The following is a 17,666-nucleotide window of genomic DNA, read 5'->3' on the forward strand; positions in this document are numbered from 1 at the left end:
AGATACGCGAAAGCCGCCGTTTAACAAAAGCGAAAAAGGAGGAAGTGGTTGGCCACTATCCTCCAGGACGTTTAGTCCTTTAATTTATCAAATGCGCTGTAGCCAAATACTCTTTTGTGTTGCAGTAACAAATAAACCATCATGACGATCGCTAAAACCGCAGCTGCGAGTAATAAGCCCATCATCAGAAAAATCGCTTGCGTTTCTCCTACTGACCGAGTCATGGAAGCAACGATGTAAGGTAAAAAGGTACTTGCTAAGCCCATCCAAGTATAGTAGATCCCGGTATTTCGACCTTTTGGTCCAGGGCAAAACATTTGTCGTACCCCTAGCCCAGTTTGCAACGCCCCTCCGGCAGCAAAGAAACCCAAGAAGGCGATACTGATATAAATCACTACGACATGTTGGATCACTAATACCATCCCTAACGCAAGAGCGATGAATACCGTATCAATAAATAAGACTTTTAAGGGATTCCAACGCAATTTCCCCATCATTACTGCCCAAAACAAAACAGCCACCATTGAGCCAAAAGTATAGATCGATGTTAGCCCCGCTGACTGCATCTCAGTCAAACCAGCATTCGTCAAACCAAACGCTTTGGTATACTGTTGGGCGCCGTACATGATGAACATACAGATAAAACCAAAGAACATTGTGAAGAAGTTAACGATTATATTCGGCTTAACAAGCATTTTGGCCTTCATCGCCGCAATTTCTTCTTGAACCGCATTCGTTTCTTTTCCATCAACGGTTGCCGCTTTTTCTTTCATCATGTCATCATAGGCGAATGGCGCGATAGCTGCTAAAATCGTGCAGACGATCGATAGGACTAATGGAATAATAATCCCCATCGACTGATTCCCAGACCGGATGAAATTTACCACAAGTAAGGGATAGATAACCCCTGACAAAGAAACAAAAAACTTGATCCCAATCATTGCTGAAGCCGCATATTTCGGTGCTGCTTCTTGAGAAGCGGGATACAATGCAGCATCCCAGAAACCAGAAGTCGCCACCCCTGCGATAAAGGCACAGACAGACGCGATCACCATATTCGTCGTCAGTAACAGACCTAAAAAGCATAGCGTATACAAAACAGCCCCCATGACCGCCATTTTTTTGCGTCCCACTTTATCCGAAATTTCTCCACCAATCCAGACGGTCAAGAATTTCCCTAATCCGGTCGCAGTGATGGCCAACGATACCGCAGCGGCTCCTGCAGAAGCATCGGTATAGCCCCATTTATCCGAAAAATAAGTCGCATTTTGGCTTAAAATAATAGCTTGGATCCCATGAGTGAAATAACACATATAGACAGTTGCCAGTGACAAAATATACTTTTTTGCTCTCATTTGTACGCTCCTTATAAAAGAACATCCAGCTTTCCTACGAAAATTTCCCTGATGGTATTTCGTAGGAAAGGGATACTCGGTCCCTAGTTAGTTTGCTCTGACAGGCAGTTCCTTGCCAGTAAACAGTTTAAAGGCGGCTTTTCCTTGTCCCACCAGCATTCCTTTTCCACCCACGGTCTTACAACCTTTTGCGCTGGCATCTTTCAATAACTGGGTCATTGGTGGGTTATAGATCGCATCAGCCACCGTCAAATCTGCATGCAGTACCTCTGTGTCTGCAATCGGTGTCGCTGTATTTCCTTCACCCATTCCAACAGTCGTTGCATTCACTAAACAATCAGCTCCTTTTATTTTTTCAGCAAGTAACGCTTGATCCGTCAGATCATAAATATCAATTACTAGATCAGGGTAATATTCTTTAATGCGAGCAACGGTCTCTTTGCCTTTTTCATAAAACGCATCTTTGATGTTGAATATCGCAATGGAGGCTGCGCCTTCGATCGCCAATTGGACTTGGATCGCGGTGGCAGCTCCACCAGCTCCGATCACAACAAATTTTTGATCTTTCATTTTTACATCGTGTGCTTGCAGATTATCAACAAAGCCGACACCATCGGTAATATGGCCGACGAGCTTGCCTTCATCATTGACGATAGTATTGATGGCACCAACCATTTTTGCAGCGGGTGTCAATTCATCCATGTATTCTGCCGCTGCCGTCTTGCAAGGCATCGTGACATTTCCACTCATTTTGAAGGTTCGAAATGCCTCGATCGCCTGGGCGACTTGGTCTTCTTTAATGTCAAAAGCTAAATAAACTGCATCGATATCAAGCTGGTCAAAGCCATAATTATACATGGCTGGCGAACCAGAATGCCCAACAGGTGTTCCGATCAATCCTAAGAGCTTCGTTTTTCCCGAAATTTTTTCGCTCATCCTATTTCCTCTTTTCTATTTGATTTTTTTTACGCAAGCAATTCTGGCCATGCGTTTTGGATCACTTCAATACTCGTTTTGTAATTTTGCTCTGCTGCTTTTTGATAGCCTTGACTTAAAATCGGATCAGAAATCACTTCCGTGCCTACAACACGAGGCTTGATGCCGTGTGCTTTTAGTGCCCGTAAGAAGCCTTCGGTATCACCCCATCCTGTTCCTGGACATAAGCGATCGTGCATCGACTCATCCCGTAAGATCGTATCAGGATATCGTCTTTCTAAAACATCACAAATTTGGATCGAAACAACTTTCTCCGCTGGGACCCCTTCCAAGTCAGCTGCTGTCATGTTGGCTCTCGCCCAGTGCCATGTATCTAGGATCAGCATCCCATTTTCACAATCTGCCTCTTTGACAATATTCCATGCACTAGCTAGATCAGGAACACCGCTATAAGGCATGAATTCTAACCCAATGACTAATTCTTTTGCTCGTGTACATAGTTCTTTAAAGGCTTGGATATGAACCTCTGCTGGGTATTTTTCCATTAAGCCACAATTGATGTGCCCAACACCAAACAAACGTGCCATATGATAGATCGTTTGCTCTTTAAATTGTTGCAGCAGTGTTTCCGGTGTTTCCATCGTTTTATTTGGATCAGCCCACAAGGTGATATATTCGACCTCGGTTACTTTCATGTCATGTTCTGCAAGAATTTCAAGCATCCGCTCATCAGAATAGCCTTGCTTCACAGCAAGCATATAGGTCTCCGCACGTAAACCGATCCCGTCGTATCCTGCCTCTTTCGCGATCTTCACTCTGTCTTCAAAATTAATCTCTGTCCCTAATGTGTAAGAACTAATCGTCAATGGAATGTTTCTCATGTTATTTCCCCCTTTAAAAGTCTGTAAACAACTACTACTTGGTTTACAGCTGGAAATAAAAACACGAACTAAAAAGCGGCCGCAGTAATTGTGTTTTTATTCACAATGTTTATTACCGTTATTATAGCTTTTCCCTCTCCGTACTTCTAATTGTTTTTTCTTTATGGATCTATAGATAAAAGATATAAGTCTTGTGATATACTGATAAAAAAAGAAGGATTTTAGAGGAGGTTTCAATGAATCTTCAGCATTTAAAATATTTTGATATCCTTGCTAGAGAAGAACACTATACACGTTCGAGTAAATTGCTCAACATCACACAACCAAGTCTCAGTAATGCCATTTCACTTTTAGAAGATGAGCTAGGTGTACAACTCTTTGAAAAAAACGGACGAAATGTGATCCTAACCAAGCCTGGAAAAATTTTCCATGAACATGTTATACGAACGTTAGAAAACTTAGATTCGGGTATCGATACAGTAACAAAAATCAGCAAAGGCTTTGGGCATATCAGCTTTGCTTTTTTGCAAGTCCTCGGTACATCTTACGTACCAAAAATCACTAAACAATTTCTTGAAGCAAATCCTGAAAAAAAGATTCAATTTGAATTTCACTCAGATAGCGTCAGTACCGAAACAGTCCAAGGACTAAAAACCTTGCGCTATGATCTCGGTATTTGTTCCTACATCACCAATGAACCAACCATTGAATTCGTCCCGATTGCAAGTCAAGAACTTGTCGTGATCACCGCGTTGGATCATCCTCTCGCACAATTTGATGAAGTCTCTTTGGACGACTTAGCAGAATATCCCCAGATTATTTTCAGCAAAAAAAGTGCCTTACGTGAAATCATCGATGACCTTTATCAGCGTAACAACGTCAGCTATCAAGTAGCCTACGAAGTCAAGATCGATCAAGTGATCGCTGGACTAGTCAGTCAAGGATTGGGGATTGCTATCATTCCCAATATGACGATGCTTGACTCTTTGCCCCTTAAGCGAATCAAACTTAATGGCATCAGTTGGGAGCGATACTTTTATTTAGCCTACAATAAAGAGACTTACTTACCACCTGTAGTCAGCAATTTCAAAGAATTTATTTTGGCCCATGCAAATCCGAAACAGATCGTTTATTGAGTGACTGGGTGGGTGAAAAACAAAGCTTTAGAAAATAGGAATAAAACTATGTTCCCGCCTTTTTTTGGCGTTTTCACTTAATAAAAAACAGACATTCATTAATGGAATGTCTGTTTTTTATTGCTTATTCTCTTGTTCTTTTTCTCATGACGAATAATTAAAAGAGCTATACTCACCGCACGTTTCGCAGATATAGTAATAATTGCGCTTCTTCTTATTGTAGAGTTTCAACTTCTTCCCATTTTTACAACTCTTGCATTCTTCTAATTCCGTCAAGGTTTTATAATAAAACAACTCACTGATCATCTCTGGATAAAAATGTGCAAGAAGCTCAATCAGTTTTTTTCTATCAACCAACAGTAGATTATCACCGGCTATTTCTAATGCTTGATCTGTAAAAAAATGTGTAGTGATGAAAAGCCCATTGGGAAACCCTTTGTCTGGAAAAATCCCTTTAAATGCGGCAACGAGTGGCTTACTGATCCGCTCCGTTGTCTTTTGCGGATTCCAGGCTTTACATTGGACCGCTATTGCCTTTTTATTATTAGAAAAAGCATACACATCAATACCACCATCTTTGTAACCATCGATGTTTTGGACGGTATATCCCATCTTTTGTAAAATACATTCAGCAATATAATTCAAATCCTCTGATTTACAGGTTTCTAATTGAGCCACAATCTTTTTCAATTTTTTCGGGTATGTACGTTCATTATGGTTGCTTAGTTCTGAGAAATTAATGACTTCCTTCTTTTTCTTAAATGAAAACATGTCTCTTCCTTTCTTGATTGTTTTGGATGTGATTCGTTAAAGCATAGCTAGTGAGTGGTCTTTAATTATGTAGAATAGAAACTGGTTCTTAAAGAGAGAACTATCTACTTTTCTCAATAAAAATCGTGTGAACTCGATAAAATAAGTCAAAAATAAGAAACTTATAACGGAATATTATTAATTTAATGATAATTTTATTCAAGATAAATGTCAATTGAAGTTTGAATATTCAATAATAATCGATGATTAAATCAAACCACTCTTGATCATTGCTCCATTTCGAAAATTACTAGATAGGATTCGTTACAGTGCTAATTTCAACATTCTTGCCTACAGATTTATTGATTCCTTTTACTTTGTTTGTAACAGATTCTGAATGGTTTCTTTCGGTTTAGCAGTTGAGTGTCTATTACCTATAAAAACAAAAAAAGGTTTCCCTCGTAAAAGGGAAACCTCAGAAATGTTATCGAAACAACATTTACATTTATTTGTCTTATTCTGCAGCGTTGTTGTCTTTGAGACCGTATTTTTTGTTGAAACGGTCCACACGTCCGTCTGCTTGTGTGAATTTTTGACGTCCAGTGTAGAATGGATGTGAATCAGAAGTTACTTCGACACGGATCAATGGATACGTGTTGCCGTCTTCCCACTCAACAGTTTCTTGAGAATTCTTTGTAGAACCTGATAAGAATTTGAAACCAGTAGTTGAGTCCATGAATACAACTGGATGATAATCTGGATGGATATCTTGTTTCATTTCTTCTTCTCTCCTTTGCCCTGGCTCATTTGCTTCACCAGAGTTGATTTGTCGATTTTACAACATGACTATCTTACCATGTTTGGATTTTAGATGCAATTATCTTTTTATATTTCTTTTTGGCCGCTTGTCTCCGAAATGGACATCATGAAAAGCCGCTAAAAACTCTTCATTCTTTTTCGTTTTGCGCAAGAATTGAATGAATTGTTCTGTGAACTCCAAGGAATCCCCCAACATGTTGTTGCGTAAGCGCCAAGTTTCTTCCAATTGTTCACTGCTCATCAGCAATTCTTCTTTACGGGTACCAGATTTCTTGATGTCGATCGCTGGGAAGACCCGGCGTTCTGCGAGGCTGCGAGAAAGCTGCAGCTCCATATTGCCGGTTCCTTTAAACTCTTCATAGATGACATCATCCATGCGGCTGCCGGTATCTACCAAAGCTGTGGCAAGGATCGTCAAACTACCGCCTTCTTCAATATTGCGGGCAGCGCCAAAGAATTTCTTCGGTTTGTACAAAGCAGCTGGATCGATCCCGCCGCTTAGTGTACGTCCGCTTGGAGGAACGACTAAGTTATAAGCTCTCGCCAAACGAGTGATACTATCCATCAAAATCACGACATCACGCTTGTCTTCCACCAAGCGCATCGCCCGTTCTAGTACCAATTCTGAAACACGGGTATGATTGCTAGGCTGTAGGTCAAAGGTTGAAGAAACCACGTCACCCTTGACACTACGTTCTAGATCAGTTACTTCTTCTGGACGCTCGTCGATCAAAAGTACGATCAATTCCACCTCAGGATAGTTGTCCGTAATCCCATTGGCAATTTCTTTCAATATACTGGTTTTCCCAGCTTTAGGCGGGGCAACGATCAGTCCCCGTTGACCAAAACCCACTGGCGCCAGCATATCGATCATCCGAGTCGAAAGACGTCCTGACGTTGTTTCTAATTTTAAATGACGGTTCGGATAAAGGGGCGTCAGCGCTGGAAAATGCGGGCGCTCTTTGGCATCTTCTGGATCTTTGCCGTTAACAGACTCAACGTGCATCAATCCATAATAGCGTTCAGATTCCTTAGGCGGGCGCGCCTTACCGGCGACTTTATCGCCATTACGCAAACTAAACCGACGAATCTGTGAAGAAGAAATATAGATATCTTCTGCACTCGGTCCATAGTTGATTGGACGTAAAAAACCATAGCCTTCTTGGCCTACGATATCCAAGATTCCTTCCATATAAAAGAAGCCTTGTTTTTCCGCCTGCGCCCGTATCACAGCCAATGACAATTCTTTTTTATTCATTTGGCTGTAATAAGGAATTCGAAACTCTTTGGCAAAGGTGTAGATCTCTTTTAAGGTTTTGTTTTCCAACTCTGCCATCGTAAGATAATCGCTCATAATTACTCCTCTATCATTTGAATATCAGCTCCAAGAGCCGTTAGTTTTTCGATGATATGATCATAGCCGCGCAAAATGTACTCGACATTAAAGACGCTAGTCGTGCCAGTCGCCATCAATCCGGCAATAACTAGACAAGCCCCTGCCCGCAAATCAGAAGCGACAACTTCTGCTCCGTGCAATTGGCTCGGTCCGCTGACAAAAATCATGTTGCCTTCTGTCGTTGCTTGTGCGCCCATCCGTGCTAATTCAGGAATATGGTTGACCCGTTTGGCATAAATCGTGTCCATAATCTCCGATGTTCCCTTTGCTTTTAGCAATAATGGTGTGATCGGCTGTTGCAGGTCTGTGGCAAATCCCGGATAAGGATAGGTTTTCACAGTCGCTGGTTTCAAGTCTTTTGAGGGATGCACATAGATTTCATCTTCACTGATATCCATTCGCACGCCGATTTCTTCCAATTTCGCAATGTAGCTTTCTAGATGCTCATAAATCACATTTTTGACAGTAATGCCTTCCCCCGCTGCTGCGGCTAAAGAAAGGTAGGTTCCTGCTTCGATCCGGTCTGGAATGATGGAATGGCGACAACCGTGCAATTCTTCCACACCTTCGATACGAATTTCATTGGTACCTGCACCTCTGATTTTCGCCCCCATATTATTTAAAAGGGTCGCAACATCAATGATCTCAGGTTCCCGTGCAGCATTTTCAATGATCGTTTTGCCTTTGGCTCTTACTGCTGCCAGCATTACATTGATGGTTGCTCCGATGGAGACCATATCTAAGAAAATCCGTTCGCCAGTCAAGCCTTCTTCTTCGGTACGCAAATACATGGCGCCATGCTCGTTGGTGACTTTTGCGCCAAGTGCTTCGAAGCCTTTGATATGCAAATCGATTGGTCGCGGGCCTAAGAAACAGCCGCCAGGCAACCCAACGACACCTTCACCAAACTTCGCCAATAATGCCCCCATGAAATAATACGAAGCCCGTAGACTATTGATTTTTCCGTTAGGCATCGGGATCGAAACGATATTGGTTGGATCGATCTCTAGCGTATTGTTTTCAAAATGGGTCTTCACGCCCATGATTTCGATAATCTCAATTAATGAGTGCACATCTTGGATGTCGGGCACTCCTTCTAAAATGACCGGTGAATCAGCTAAGATCGCTGCCGGGATCAATGCGACTGCACTGTTTTTTGCTCCGCTAATGGTGACTTCACCTTTTAAGGGACGATTGCCGTTGATGACAATTTTTTTCATTGAATTCCACCTATACTCTTTTTTAATTTATGTGTATCATTCCAATTTTAGCACAGATTACACAAAGAAAAAAGATGCAGTATATTTTTGATCCCCGCATCAAGAATATTTTCTTAGAAAACAAAAAAACTCTTAGAATCAGTGATTCTAAGAGTTTTGATCTTTGATTAAGATTAAGCTTTACCAGCTGAACCGAACCAGTCGATGTGTTCTTCTGCATCTTTAACGATTGCAGCAACACCTGGTGCTAATAATTTACGAGGGTCGAATCCTTTGCCTTCTTTATCTTTGCCAGCTTCGATGTATTCACGAGTTGCTTTAGCAAATGATAATTGGAATTCAGTATTTACGTTTACTTTAGAAACACCCATTGAGATTGCTTTTTCGATTTGGTCTTGAGGAATACCAGAACCACCGTGTAATACTAATGGTACATCAGAACCTACTGCATCAGCGATTGCTTGTAAGTGGTCAAAAGCAAGGCCTTTCCAGTTTTCAGGGTATTGACCGTGAATGTTACCAATTCCGCAAGCTAGGTAATCAATACCAGTTGCAACCATTTGTTTACATTCTTCGATGTCAGCTAATTCGCCAGAACCGATGATTCCATCTTCTTCTCCGCCGATTGAACCAACTTCACACTCAACAGAAACGCCTTTTGCGTGTGCTTTTTCGACAACTTCTTTAGCCAATTTCAAGTTTTCTTCAAATGGTAAGTGAGAGCCATCAAACATAACAGAAGTGTAACCAACTTCGATACATTCCATTGCTGCATCGTAATCACCATGGTCTAAGTGGATTGCAACTGGAACAGTGATGTTCATTGAATCAACCAAGTTTGTAACGATGTCTTTAGCAACTTTGTATCCGCCCATATATTTGGCAGCACCCATTGAAGTTTGGATTAGAACTGGCGCTTTTTTCGCTTCAGCAGCTTTTAAAATCGCTTGTGTCCATTCTAAGTTGTTTGTGTTGAATCCGCCGACTGCATATCCGCCTTGACGAGCAGCTTTTAAGAATTCAGCTCCTGATACTACTGGCATAAAAAATTCCTCCTAAGTTTTGAAAAACTTTATTTGTTAAGCAATGCTTAACCGACAATGCTATTTTAGCAAAGATTTGCGGTATTTGCTACTAAAAAGAGGAATTTCTCTTTTCAAAAAAAGATTGCACAAATATAAAAATCCAGCATTTTCATCATCTTTTCTGAAAGTCTACGATTCTGTAAGGTTTTTCTCTTCTGTCTGCGGTCGTTAGATAACAAATCGGAATGTGAAAATTCGAGAAAAATTTCACATATTTTTTCGTCATTTTATCATAATCTTCCAGTAAATCCTTCCTTCATCTCCTCTGAGCATAAGAATAGCCTTGTGAAAGCGGCTATATTATTATGTAAAAAAGGAGGGATAAAATGAAAAAAGCGCTTATTGGATTTTTGGCAGTCATCGGGGTTCTTTTCTTGGCAAGTTGCAGCTCGGGGGCCAAAGAAGAAACCAAAACATTCACAATGGATCAAAATGGGGTTTCGATGGAACTGGTCTTCACTTATGAAGGCGATAAAGTAAAAACCCAGACTGCGAACAATGTCATGCCGTATTCAGCGATTGGGGTAACGACCAAAGAAGAAGCACAGACGGTACTTGATCCGATCGCAGAGCAGTATCAGCAAGTCAAAGGATTGGACTATTCCCTCGACTATACAGATAGTGAAGCGACTGAATCCTTGACCATCAATTATGATGAGTTGGATTATGATTCAGCGAAACAATTGCCTGGGGTTAGTTTCGAAGGAAACACCGAAAATGGGATCAGCATGGAACGTACAGAGGAAATGCTCTTGGATCAAGGGTATAAGCTAAAAGAATAATCCTCTCTAGGCACCAGCAAATCAACATGCGTTACCGCTGGCGGATTTCATTCAAACTGCTAGCGAAAAAAATAATGCATCAGCCAGAAACTTCCGGTCGTTTTGACGGAAGTTTTTTGTGTGCAGAAACAGATACCTTCTACCAATGCTCAAACAAGTTTCAACCTTTTACGGATTACTGGGATGGCGTAACTCAAAAAAACTCCCCATCTTGAGATGAGGAGTTTCGCACATTCATTCCTTGGTTTGCCGCTAGCGATTATTATGCTTGGCGGTTGTCTAATGAAGCTCCAACAAAGGCTTTGATCAAGCGTTGTGGGCGAGTTGGACGAGAAATCAATTCTGGGTGGAATTGGCAACCCACGAAGAATTTGTTTTCTGGGATCTCAACGATCTCAACCAAACGATTGTCTGGTGACACACCTGAGAAAACCATCCCGTTTGCTTCAAAGATTTCACGGTATTTGTTGTTGAATTCATAACGATGACGGTGACGTTCTTGAACAACTTCTTCTCCGTCATAAGCTGCAGCTGTTTTGGTGCCTTTCTTCACTTTACATGGGTACAAGCCTAAGCGCAATGTCCCACCTAAGTTTTCGATGTTTTCTTGGTCAGCCATCAAATCAATGATGTTGTTGGCTGTTTCAGGATCTGTTTCTGCGGAATTGGCATTTTCCAAGCCAACGACATTGCGGGCATATTCCACACAAGCCATTTGCATCCCTAGACAAATCCCTAAGAATGGCACATCGTTTTCCCGAGCATATCGGATCGCTTCGATTTTTCCTTCAATCCCGCGATCACCGAATCCACCAGGAACAAGAATACCGTCTACTTCACCTAAGTAAGAATCCACGTTTTCTCGTGTGATTTCTTGGGCTTTGATCCAATCGATCTCGATGTCTGCATCAAAGGCAAAACCAGAATGTTTCAAGGCTTCGACAACTGATAGATAAGCATCTGGCAATTCCACGTATTTTCCGACTAATGCGATGCGTACTTTTTTCTTCAAATTCAGTACCTTTTCTTCCAATGCTTGCCATTCAGTCATGTCAGCAACTGGTGCAGTCAGTTTCAAATGATCACACACGATTTGATCCATGCCTTGCGCTTGCAGTGCTAATGGGATCGAATAAAGTGTTTCAACGTCACGAGATTCAATCACGGCTTCTGGTGCCACGTCACAGAATTGGGCCAATTTGTTTTTCGTTGATTGTCCTACGGGTTGTTCTGTCCGAACGACCAAGATATTTGGTTGAATCCCTAAGCCGCGCAGTTCCTTCACACTATGTTGTGTCGGCTTTGTTTTCATTTCGCCTGCTGCTTTCAAATAAGGAATCAGCGTCGTATGGATGTACATCACGTTGTCCGCACCTACGTCTGCCTTCATTTGACGCAAAGCTTCTAGAAACGGCAATGATTCAATATCCCCTACTGTTCCGCCGACTTCTGTGATGATCACATCTGAATCAGTCATTTTGGCTGCCCGCATGATTTTTTCTTTGATCTCGTTGGTGATGTGCGGGATCACTTGAACAGTCGCGCCTAAGTATTCTCCTTTACGCTCTTTCCGCAAAACTTCTGAATAGATTTTTCCAGTTGTTACATTTGAGTATTTGTTCAAATTGATATCGATAAAGCGTTCATAGTGACCTAAGTCTAAGTCGGTCTCTGCTCCATCATCGGTTACGAATACTTCACCATGTTGATATGGGCTCATCGTTCCTGGATCGACGTTGATGTACGGATCGAATTTTTGAATGGTTACTTTCAAGCCGCGATTTTTCAACAAACGTCCTAATGATGCTGCTACGATCCCTTTACCAATAGAAGAAACCACACCGCCGGTTACAAAAATATATTTTGTCATAAACTGAAAAACTCCTTTAATCTATTTTACAGGAAAAGCATTTAGAAAATAATAAAAGCTCCCTATCCATAAATGAATAGGGAGCGAAAATTCTAAATCACTTTCTGACTCTTGTAAAGAGTGCCCAAACAGAATGATACATTCTCACCTCACAAATGTCAAGAAAACTTTATCTGATTTTTTCAGAAAAAACGGAGGTTTCCAAACGAAGCGCTTTACGCTTCGTTGCAGCTGGTTTCTTCTTTTTCACGACTAAGTTCTATGGTTATTCTTTCTTAAACAACCTTCATGTTTTCTGCACAACTTTTTGCAATTTTTTCATTGCTTCTTACGAAATCGTTGAACTCTCTTTGGCATAATACAAAGTGTAGATGAAGTCTGGCGCTTTACTCGTTTTGGTAAAAATGATCGGAACGTATTTCTGGTTATTTTTGGCAAAGACGAGGTGCAGGTTCGATTCCTGCCTTCTACGCTAAGATAATTTTTCTTTTGCAGGATAGAGCTAACTATTCTGCTATTTTTGTCTGCCAAGTAATGTGCTCTGAATGATTATTCCCCAATAAGGAGTGCCCTCAATAAATACCAAAATTTGATTGCGCTTTTTGATTATCTTTGAGATTATAGATATATATTTAAATTATTTTTTTATAGCATCTTCCGGTAATCATTTACCGATAAGGAAACAATCAAATTCTGTTGTCTCCCAAAAGAGATTCTATAGAAGCCACAATTTTGGAGGAAGAAGACAATGACTGCTAAAAACCAAAAAGCACCAGATACTGTCAAGACACTAATCCGGCCTCGAAATCCTTTACAGATTTTTTTCGCATTCTTGCTCGTGATAGGGCTACCTACCATGCTTTATTGTTATTACTATAATTACAGTCCTTTCCCTAGTAAAAAAGTAGCTGGCGTTCCCAATAATCACCTTGTTCAGCTAAAGAACCCTATGGACCTTTCTAGTTTATTGTTGGATTTTGGCTCACAACTGAAATTTAACACAGTGGCTGAGTCCATGACGGTTTACTTTGATTGTTATCAAAAAGGGGAGATAAAAGAACACAAAATAGTCGCTTCCCTGACAACAGAGCCAAGAAGTGATTATAATGGCTATTTGAACATAGGAATTACTAAGAGCGATTCTCTCCTCTTCGTTGATTTATTTTCAAATGGTTCCTCATCAAATACAATGACCGACTTATCTAAATTCCACTATACGTCCCTTGGAGAAGATAGTTTATCTCCCACTGGAGCTAGCACTAGTATTCCCAATAACGAGCTTAACATTGAGAAAAAACAAGAAATTCCATTGCTTTATATTGCCAAGGGCGGTGACGTCAAACTATATGCTGAAATGGAAAACAATCTATCTGAAGAAAATTTAAAAAGCGTTGAAAATGTCTATTACGTTTACTTAATAGTAGAATAACGAAAAAAGACCAGTTCAGGATGCTGAGCTGGTCTTTTTTCTGTCACACTGTCGATTAATTCCGACGGTTGTTATTACCAAATAAAATAATCAAACGTAAGAGTTGCAATAAGGTTGCTACGGCAGCTGCGACATAGGTCAACGCTGCGGCAAAGAGCACTCTTCTCGCTTGTGGTACTTCCTCTTCTGTTAACAAGCCACCATCTGCCAAAATACGGATCGCCCGTTTTGAGGCATCGAACTCGACTGGCAAGGTCACTAATTGGAAAATAAACGCCAATGAGAAAGCCAACAAACCTAAGTTGATCAGAAACGAGCCTCGTAATAGTACCCCGATCAAAATCAACGGGATCGAGATGCTGGTTCCGATATTGGCGATCGGTACGATCGCATGACGCAAGCGCAAAGGAAAATAGCCTTTGGCATCTTGGACTGCGTGACCACACTCATGGGCCGCAACACCGATTGCTGCTACCGAAGTTGATTGTGCGGTGGATTGCGATAAACTCAACATTTTGTTGCCAGAATTGTAATTATCCGTCAAATCACCAGCGATCGCTTGCACACCAACATTATTGATTCCTTGGCTCTGCAAGATGTACTGCGCCGCTTTTGTGCCGGTAATATTATTTTTACTTCTGACTTTGTCATATTTGTTAAAGGTACTTTTGACATACGCTGACGCTGCTAGCGAAATCACCATACCGATAATTACGAGAATGAAAGTCGGGTCATAAAAAAAGCCGAACCCGTATCCGCCCATACCATACACGATAAAATTCCCCCTTTTAATCTTTGACCTTATTTTACCATTAAAGTGGTGAAAAAATTATGAAGATGACTGGAAGATTTTGTTTTTAACCTTTTTTTACAAATTCTGATTTTAGTTTCATTGGGCCGAAGCCATCGATCTTGCAATCAATGTTATGGTCGCCTTCGACTAATTTGATGTTTTTCACTTTCGTTCCTTGTTTGATGGCGCCAGATGCGCCTTTGACTTTCAAGTCTTTGATGACCGTTACTGTATCACCATCTACTAAAATATTGCCATTGGCATCTTTGTATACGGGTGCTTCTTCCGCCGCTTGTTGCTCTTGCCATTCGTTTCCGCATTCAGGACAAACAAACAGCCCGCGATCTTCATAAGCGTATTCAGATTGGCAATTTGGACAATTAGGAATTTGAGTCATAGTGTTGCTCCTTTAAAATATAATTTTCGCTGTAAAAAACAACTCACCATCAGCATACCGAAAAACCACTAGTGGCGCAACCAAAAATCAGTGACCGATAAGCAAAAAAATCGCTTCTGTAGAGTAATAACAGAAGCGATAATTCAAGTGTATCCGAAAAGGAACTACACAGAATTCATTTTTATTTCGAGAAATAATTTGCACAAGCATCGCCGATCCATTGGATGAGTTGTACCAAAAGGATCAACAAGAGAATCACCACAATCAAAATCGCCGTTTCATAGCGATAATAACCATACTGAATCGCTAAATCGCCAATGCCGCCTGCGCCAATCGTTCCCACCATCGCCGAGTAGCCTAAAAGACTGATCAAAGTTAACACAAATCCGCGAATCAAAGCTGGCAGACTTTCTGGTAAAATCACTTCGCGAATAACTTGCCCCGTCGATGCTCCGGAAGCGACACTAGCTTCAAGGACGCCATAGTCGATTTCGGCAAATGCGGATTCAGCGATTCGGGCGTAAAAAGGAATCGCGGCAATCGATAAAGCAATCGCTCCGCCCGCCGGGGTATAAGGATCACCGATCAGCACCGCTGATAACGGAATCAACGTAATCAATAAGATCAAAAATGGTAGCGAACGGATTGCATTGACGACAAAATCGGCCAGATGATGCAAGAAAACATTTTTATGAAAAAGGTTACTGCCGACTAAAAACAGGACTAATCCAATCAATAAGCCGAAAACTACTCCTATAATTGCTGAAGTTCCCACCATGAAGAATGTTTCCCATAGTGCTTGGGGCAGATTTGTTTTTAAAATCTCAAGCGTATCAGCCATTTTCTTCACCTATCTTTCTTAGAGAAAAGACGTTCGCAGCTAGGTGTTCTTGGGCTTTTGCTGCTTCTTCGGCGGGTCCGGTCAAATAGATATACAAAATACCGATCACATCTTTTTTGATATACTCAATTTTTCCGTGGATAATATTGATCGACACATCATAGGCTTTGGCTACAGTCGAAATCAGCGGTTCTAACGTATACTCACCTTGATAGCGCAATTCCAGCAAGTCGCCTTCCGTGAAGGATGCTAGAATCTCCTCGGGAAGCGTCAGATCCAAGTAGCGACCTACCAGTTTTTTCGTAATAGGCTGTTTAGGCTGACTGAACAAGCCGTAGGTCGTTTGTTCTTCAACGATGCGACCCTTTTCCATCACTGCTACCCGATCAAAAAACTTGCGAGCAACATCCAATTCATGGGTGATAAAGACGATGGTGATGCCTGTCTGTTCCTTGATTCGGATCAATAATTTCAAAATTTCTTCAGTCGTTTCAACATCTAACGCACTGGTAGCTTCGTCACACAACAAAATCTCAGGTTCGTTGGCAATCGCTCGTGCAATGCCGATCCGTTGCTTTTCTCCCCCAGACAAATTATTCGGATACTCGTGAATTTTGTGAGGCAGATCCACCATTTCCAACAGTTCCTTGATCCTCGCTTCTTGCTGATCTTTCGGATAATGCCCAGCGCGCAAAGCAAAGGCTAAATTTTCCTTGATGGTTCGATTATGGATCAGATTGAAATGCTGAAAGATCATCCCGATTTTTTGTCGTACTTCACGCAAGTGTTTGCCTTTGGCTTGCGTGATGTCTTGACCATCAATCAGAATTTGACCGCTAGAGGGCACCTGCAGTAGATTCAACGTACGAACCAAGGTACTTTTCCCAGCCCCGCTCAATCCGACGATCCCGTATACTTCTCCAGCTTGAACGGAAAAATCAACGGAATCCACTGCTTTTTTGATTTGTTTTTTATGAGTGAATGTCACTGATACTTGTTTTACTTCTATTTTTGCCATAAGATATGCCCTTCTTACTCAGTCCAAAATTTCGGTTGATCAAAGTTGCTGAACGGTGATTCGGCAATCGCTTCTTTAAATGCATCACTTTCTAATACTTCCGTAACTGCCTTAGCAAAATCACTGTCTTCTTCTTCGGAGGACACCACAAAGACATTTTTATATTCTTCTTTCAACGACTCCAACGCCAAAGCATCTGCAGGATCAAGAGAAGCCGCCCAAGCGAAGTTTCCTGGTACTAAAGCTAAATCAACTGTATCTAACGAACGAGCCAATTGGGCTGCGTCTAATTCTTTAAATGTCAGATTCTTCGGATTTTCTTCGATATCATTCACCGTTGCCTTCGTTTCGTCGATATTGTCTGCGATGGTGATCAACTCATTGGCAGCTAACAGTTGCAAGGTCCGAGCTAAATTTGAGGCATCATTGGCAATCGAAACAGTCGCCCCGTCTGCTAACTCATCCAAGCTGGACAGTTGATTCGAATAGATGCCCATTCCCAGTGTGGGCACTTTTTGTAATGCCGTAAGGGATAACTGGTTATCTGCCGAAAATTTTTCTAGATAGGCCGTATGTTGAAACAAATTGGCATCGATTTGGCCATTCGCCAAGGCATTGTTCGGCTGAATATAATCATTAAACACTTTGGTCGTAAGTTGATACCCTTTTTCTTCCAGTAATGGAGAGATCACCTCTGTCACCATATCCCCATATGGTCCTGGTGCCACTCCAACGACTTTTTCTTCCACTGCATCTACACTGTTTTCACCAGACTGTGTATCCTCTGTGCTGCTAGTATTGCCACAAGCTGCCAATGTAATTAAGACAGCAGCAGCAACTAACCCAACGATTCCCTTTTTCAACTGTTTCATTTTTTAGTTCCCCCTTTTTATAATAAAAAAACGTCCTTTCTCCATCATAGAGAAAGGACGAAACAACCATGTTCGTGGTACCACCT

Annotated in this window: 17 protein-coding genes and 1 other annotated feature (1 of these 18 cut by a window edge); of the genes, 3 read left to right on the forward strand and 14 right to left on the reverse strand. The window is 41.4% G+C overall.

Annotation, left to right across the window (positions count from 1 at the left end):
- Positions 1-71: 71 nt before the first annotated feature.
- The 3 genes from IGJ17_RS13690 to IGJ17_RS13700 all read right to left on the reverse strand — a co-directional run bounded on the left by IGJ17_RS13690 (position 72) and on the right by IGJ17_RS13700 (position 3,172).
- Positions 72-1,355 carry an MFS transporter gene (locus IGJ17_RS13690; RefSeq protein ID WP_139960244.1) on the reverse strand — a complete coding sequence of 428 codons (1,284 nt, stop codon included), beginning with the start codon at positions 1,353-1,355 and terminating at the stop codon, positions 72-74.
- A gap of 87 nt (positions 1,356-1,442) precedes the next feature.
- Positions 1,443-2,291: a shikimate dehydrogenase gene (gene aroE, locus IGJ17_RS13695; RefSeq protein ID WP_008380533.1), complete on the reverse strand. Its 849-nt coding sequence runs from the start codon at positions 2,289-2,291 to the stop codon at positions 1,443-1,445.
- A gap of 29 nt (positions 2,292-2,320) precedes the next feature.
- On the reverse strand, positions 2,321-3,172 hold the full coding sequence (locus IGJ17_RS13700; RefSeq protein WP_005234024.1) for a sugar phosphate isomerase/epimerase family protein: 852 nt from the start codon (positions 3,170-3,172) through the stop codon (positions 2,321-2,323).
- Between the two features lie 236 nt (positions 3,173-3,408).
- Between IGJ17_RS13700 and IGJ17_RS13705 the strand changes: the two genes are divergently transcribed.
- Positions 3,409-4,308 (forward strand): LysR family transcriptional regulator, encoded by a 900-nt coding sequence (locus IGJ17_RS13705; protein ID WP_005234023.1) that lies wholly within the window; start codon positions 3,409-3,411, stop codon positions 4,306-4,308.
- A 144-nt stretch (positions 4,309-4,452) separates the two neighbouring features.
- Here the strand turns inward: IGJ17_RS13705 and IGJ17_RS13710 are convergent, their stop codons facing one another.
- The 5 genes from IGJ17_RS13710 to IGJ17_RS13730 all read right to left on the reverse strand — a co-directional run bounded on the left by IGJ17_RS13710 (position 4,453) and on the right by IGJ17_RS13730 (position 9,536).
- On the reverse strand, positions 4,453-5,079 hold the full coding sequence (locus tag IGJ17_RS13710; RefSeq protein ID WP_429961535.1) for a restriction endonuclease: 627 nt from the start codon (positions 5,077-5,079) through the stop codon (positions 4,453-4,455).
- Between the two features lie 493 nt (positions 5,080-5,572).
- The gene (locus IGJ17_RS13715; protein ID WP_008380527.1) at positions 5,573-5,836 is read right to left on the reverse strand and encodes a type B 50S ribosomal protein L31; all 264 of its coding nucleotides are present in this window, start codon (positions 5,834-5,836) and stop codon (positions 5,573-5,575) included.
- Between the two features lie 99 nt (positions 5,837-5,935).
- Positions 5,936-7,231, reverse strand: a complete 1,296-nt coding sequence (rho, locus tag IGJ17_RS13720; RefSeq protein ID WP_005233978.1) for a transcription termination factor Rho — start codon at positions 7,229-7,231, stop codon at positions 5,936-5,938.
- A 2-nt stretch (positions 7,232-7,233) separates the two neighbouring features.
- On the reverse strand, positions 7,234-8,493 hold the full coding sequence (locus tag IGJ17_RS13725; protein WP_244353070.1) for a UDP-N-acetylglucosamine 1-carboxyvinyltransferase: 1,260 nt from the start codon (positions 8,491-8,493) through the stop codon (positions 7,234-7,236).
- A 173-nt stretch (positions 8,494-8,666) separates the two neighbouring features.
- Positions 8,667-9,536 (reverse strand): class II fructose-bisphosphate aldolase, encoded by an 870-nt coding sequence (locus tag IGJ17_RS13730; RefSeq protein WP_005228297.1) that lies wholly within the window; start codon positions 9,534-9,536, stop codon positions 8,667-8,669.
- A gap of 368 nt (positions 9,537-9,904) precedes the next feature.
- Between IGJ17_RS13730 and IGJ17_RS13735 the strand changes: the two genes are divergently transcribed.
- A complete protein-coding gene (locus tag IGJ17_RS13735; RefSeq protein WP_005233973.1) occupies positions 9,905-10,360 on the forward strand; it encodes a YehR family lipoprotein in 456 nt (151 codons plus the stop codon).
- Between the two features lie 262 nt (positions 10,361-10,622).
- Here IGJ17_RS13735 and IGJ17_RS13740 read toward each other — a convergent pair whose 3' ends face one another.
- Positions 10,623-12,230, reverse strand: a complete 1,608-nt coding sequence (locus tag IGJ17_RS13740) for a CTP synthase (RefSeq protein ID WP_008380521.1) — start codon at positions 12,228-12,230, stop codon at positions 10,623-10,625.
- A gap of 748 nt (positions 12,231-12,978) precedes the next feature.
- Between IGJ17_RS13740 and IGJ17_RS13745 the strand changes: the two genes are divergently transcribed.
- Positions 12,979-13,659: a hypothetical protein gene (locus IGJ17_RS13745; RefSeq protein ID WP_429961536.1), complete on the forward strand. Its 681-nt coding sequence runs from the start codon at positions 12,979-12,981 to the stop codon at positions 13,657-13,659.
- A gap of 55 nt (positions 13,660-13,714) precedes the next feature.
- Here IGJ17_RS13745 and IGJ17_RS13750 read toward each other — a convergent pair whose 3' ends face one another.
- From IGJ17_RS13750 to IGJ17_RS13770, 5 genes are all read right to left on the reverse strand, one after another.
- On the reverse strand, positions 13,715-14,422 hold the full coding sequence (locus IGJ17_RS13750; RefSeq protein WP_016612795.1) for a zinc metallopeptidase: 708 nt from the start codon (positions 14,420-14,422) through the stop codon (positions 13,715-13,717).
- A gap of 94 nt (positions 14,423-14,516) precedes the next feature.
- Positions 14,517-14,849, reverse strand: coding sequence for a zinc ribbon domain-containing protein YjdM (locus IGJ17_RS13755; RefSeq protein WP_005233964.1), 333 nt, complete (start codon positions 14,847-14,849; stop codon positions 14,517-14,519).
- 181 nt (positions 14,850-15,030) lie between these two features.
- Complete coding sequence (locus IGJ17_RS13760; RefSeq protein WP_005233963.1) at positions 15,031-15,690, reverse strand: methionine ABC transporter permease; 660 nt, start codon at positions 15,688-15,690, stop codon at positions 15,031-15,033.
- Positions 15,683-16,708: a methionine ABC transporter ATP-binding protein gene (locus IGJ17_RS13765; RefSeq protein ID WP_086316559.1), complete on the reverse strand. Its 1,026-nt coding sequence runs from the start codon at positions 16,706-16,708 to the stop codon at positions 15,683-15,685. Before IGJ17_RS13765 ends, IGJ17_RS13760 begins: the two co-directional genes overlap by 8 nt.
- A 14-nt stretch (positions 16,709-16,722) precedes the next feature.
- Positions 16,723-17,580, reverse strand: coding sequence for a MetQ/NlpA family ABC transporter substrate-binding protein (locus IGJ17_RS13770; protein ID WP_086316560.1), 858 nt, complete (start codon positions 17,578-17,580; stop codon positions 16,723-16,725).
- Positions 17,581-17,630: 50 nt separating this feature from the next.
- Positions 17,631-17,666: a binding site (T-box leader), on the reverse strand (it continues 199 nt past the right edge of the window).

The sequence above is a fragment of the Enterococcus sp. DIV1096b genome, from assembly GCF_050498765.1.
Classification (GTDB): domain Bacteria; phylum Bacillota; class Bacilli; order Lactobacillales; family Enterococcaceae; genus Enterococcus_D; species Enterococcus_D entomosocium.

What these genes read in the sequence shown, in the direction of transcription:
- IGJ17_RS13690 (WP_139960244.1), bottom strand. Translation starts at nt 1,355, where the DNA reads ATGAGAGCAAAAAAGTATATTTTGTCACTGGCAACTGTCTATATGTGT.
- aroE (WP_008380533.1), bottom strand. Translation starts at nt 2,291, where the DNA reads ATGAGCGAAAAAATTTCGGGAAAAACGAAGCTCTTAGGATTGATCGGA.
- IGJ17_RS13700 (WP_005234024.1), bottom strand. Translation starts at nt 3,172, where the DNA reads ATGAGAAACATTCCATTGACGATTAGTTCTTACACATTAGGGACAGAG.
- IGJ17_RS13705 (WP_005234023.1), top strand. Translation starts at nt 3,409, where the DNA reads ATGAATCTTCAGCATTTAAAATATTTTGATATCCTTGCTAGAGAAGAA.
- IGJ17_RS13710 (WP_429961535.1), bottom strand. Translation starts at nt 5,079, where the DNA reads ATGTTTTCATTTAAGAAAAAGAAGGAAGTCATTAATTTCTCAGAACTA.
- IGJ17_RS13715 (WP_008380527.1), bottom strand. Translation starts at nt 5,836, where the DNA reads ATGAAACAAGATATCCATCCAGATTATCATCCAGTTGTATTCATGGAC.
- rho (WP_005233978.1), bottom strand. Translation starts at nt 7,231, where the DNA reads ATGAGCGATTATCTTACGATGGCAGAGTTGGAAAACAAAACCTTAAAA.
- IGJ17_RS13725 (WP_244353070.1), bottom strand. Translation starts at nt 8,493, where the DNA reads ATGAAAAAAATTGTCATCAACGGCAATCGTCCCTTAAAAGGTGAAGTC.
- IGJ17_RS13730 (WP_005228297.1), bottom strand. Translation starts at nt 9,536, where the DNA reads ATGCCAGTAGTATCAGGAGCTGAATTCTTAAAAGCTGCTCGTCAAGGC.
- IGJ17_RS13735 (WP_005233973.1), top strand. Translation starts at nt 9,905, where the DNA reads ATGAAAAAAGCGCTTATTGGATTTTTGGCAGTCATCGGGGTTCTTTTC.
- IGJ17_RS13740 (WP_008380521.1), bottom strand. Translation starts at nt 12,230, where the DNA reads ATGACAAAATATATTTTTGTAACCGGCGGTGTGGTTTCTTCTATTGGT.
- IGJ17_RS13745 (WP_429961536.1), top strand. Translation starts at nt 12,979, where the DNA reads ATGACTGCTAAAAACCAAAAAGCACCAGATACTGTCAAGACACTAATC.
- IGJ17_RS13750 (WP_016612795.1), bottom strand. Translation starts at nt 14,422, where the DNA reads ATGGGCGGATACGGGTTCGGCTTTTTTTATGACCCGACTTTCATTCTC.
- IGJ17_RS13755 (WP_005233964.1), bottom strand. Translation starts at nt 14,849, where the DNA reads ATGACTCAAATTCCTAATTGTCCAAATTGCCAATCTGAATACGCTTAT.
- IGJ17_RS13760 (WP_005233963.1), bottom strand. Translation starts at nt 15,690, where the DNA reads ATGGCTGATACGCTTGAGATTTTAAAAACAAATCTGCCCCAAGCACTA.
- IGJ17_RS13765 (WP_086316559.1), bottom strand. Translation starts at nt 16,708, where the DNA reads ATGGCAAAAATAGAAGTAAAACAAGTATCAGTGACATTCACTCATAAA.
- IGJ17_RS13770 (WP_086316560.1), bottom strand. Translation starts at nt 17,580, where the DNA reads ATGAAACAGTTGAAAAAGGGAATCGTTGGGTTAGTTGCTGCTGCTGTC.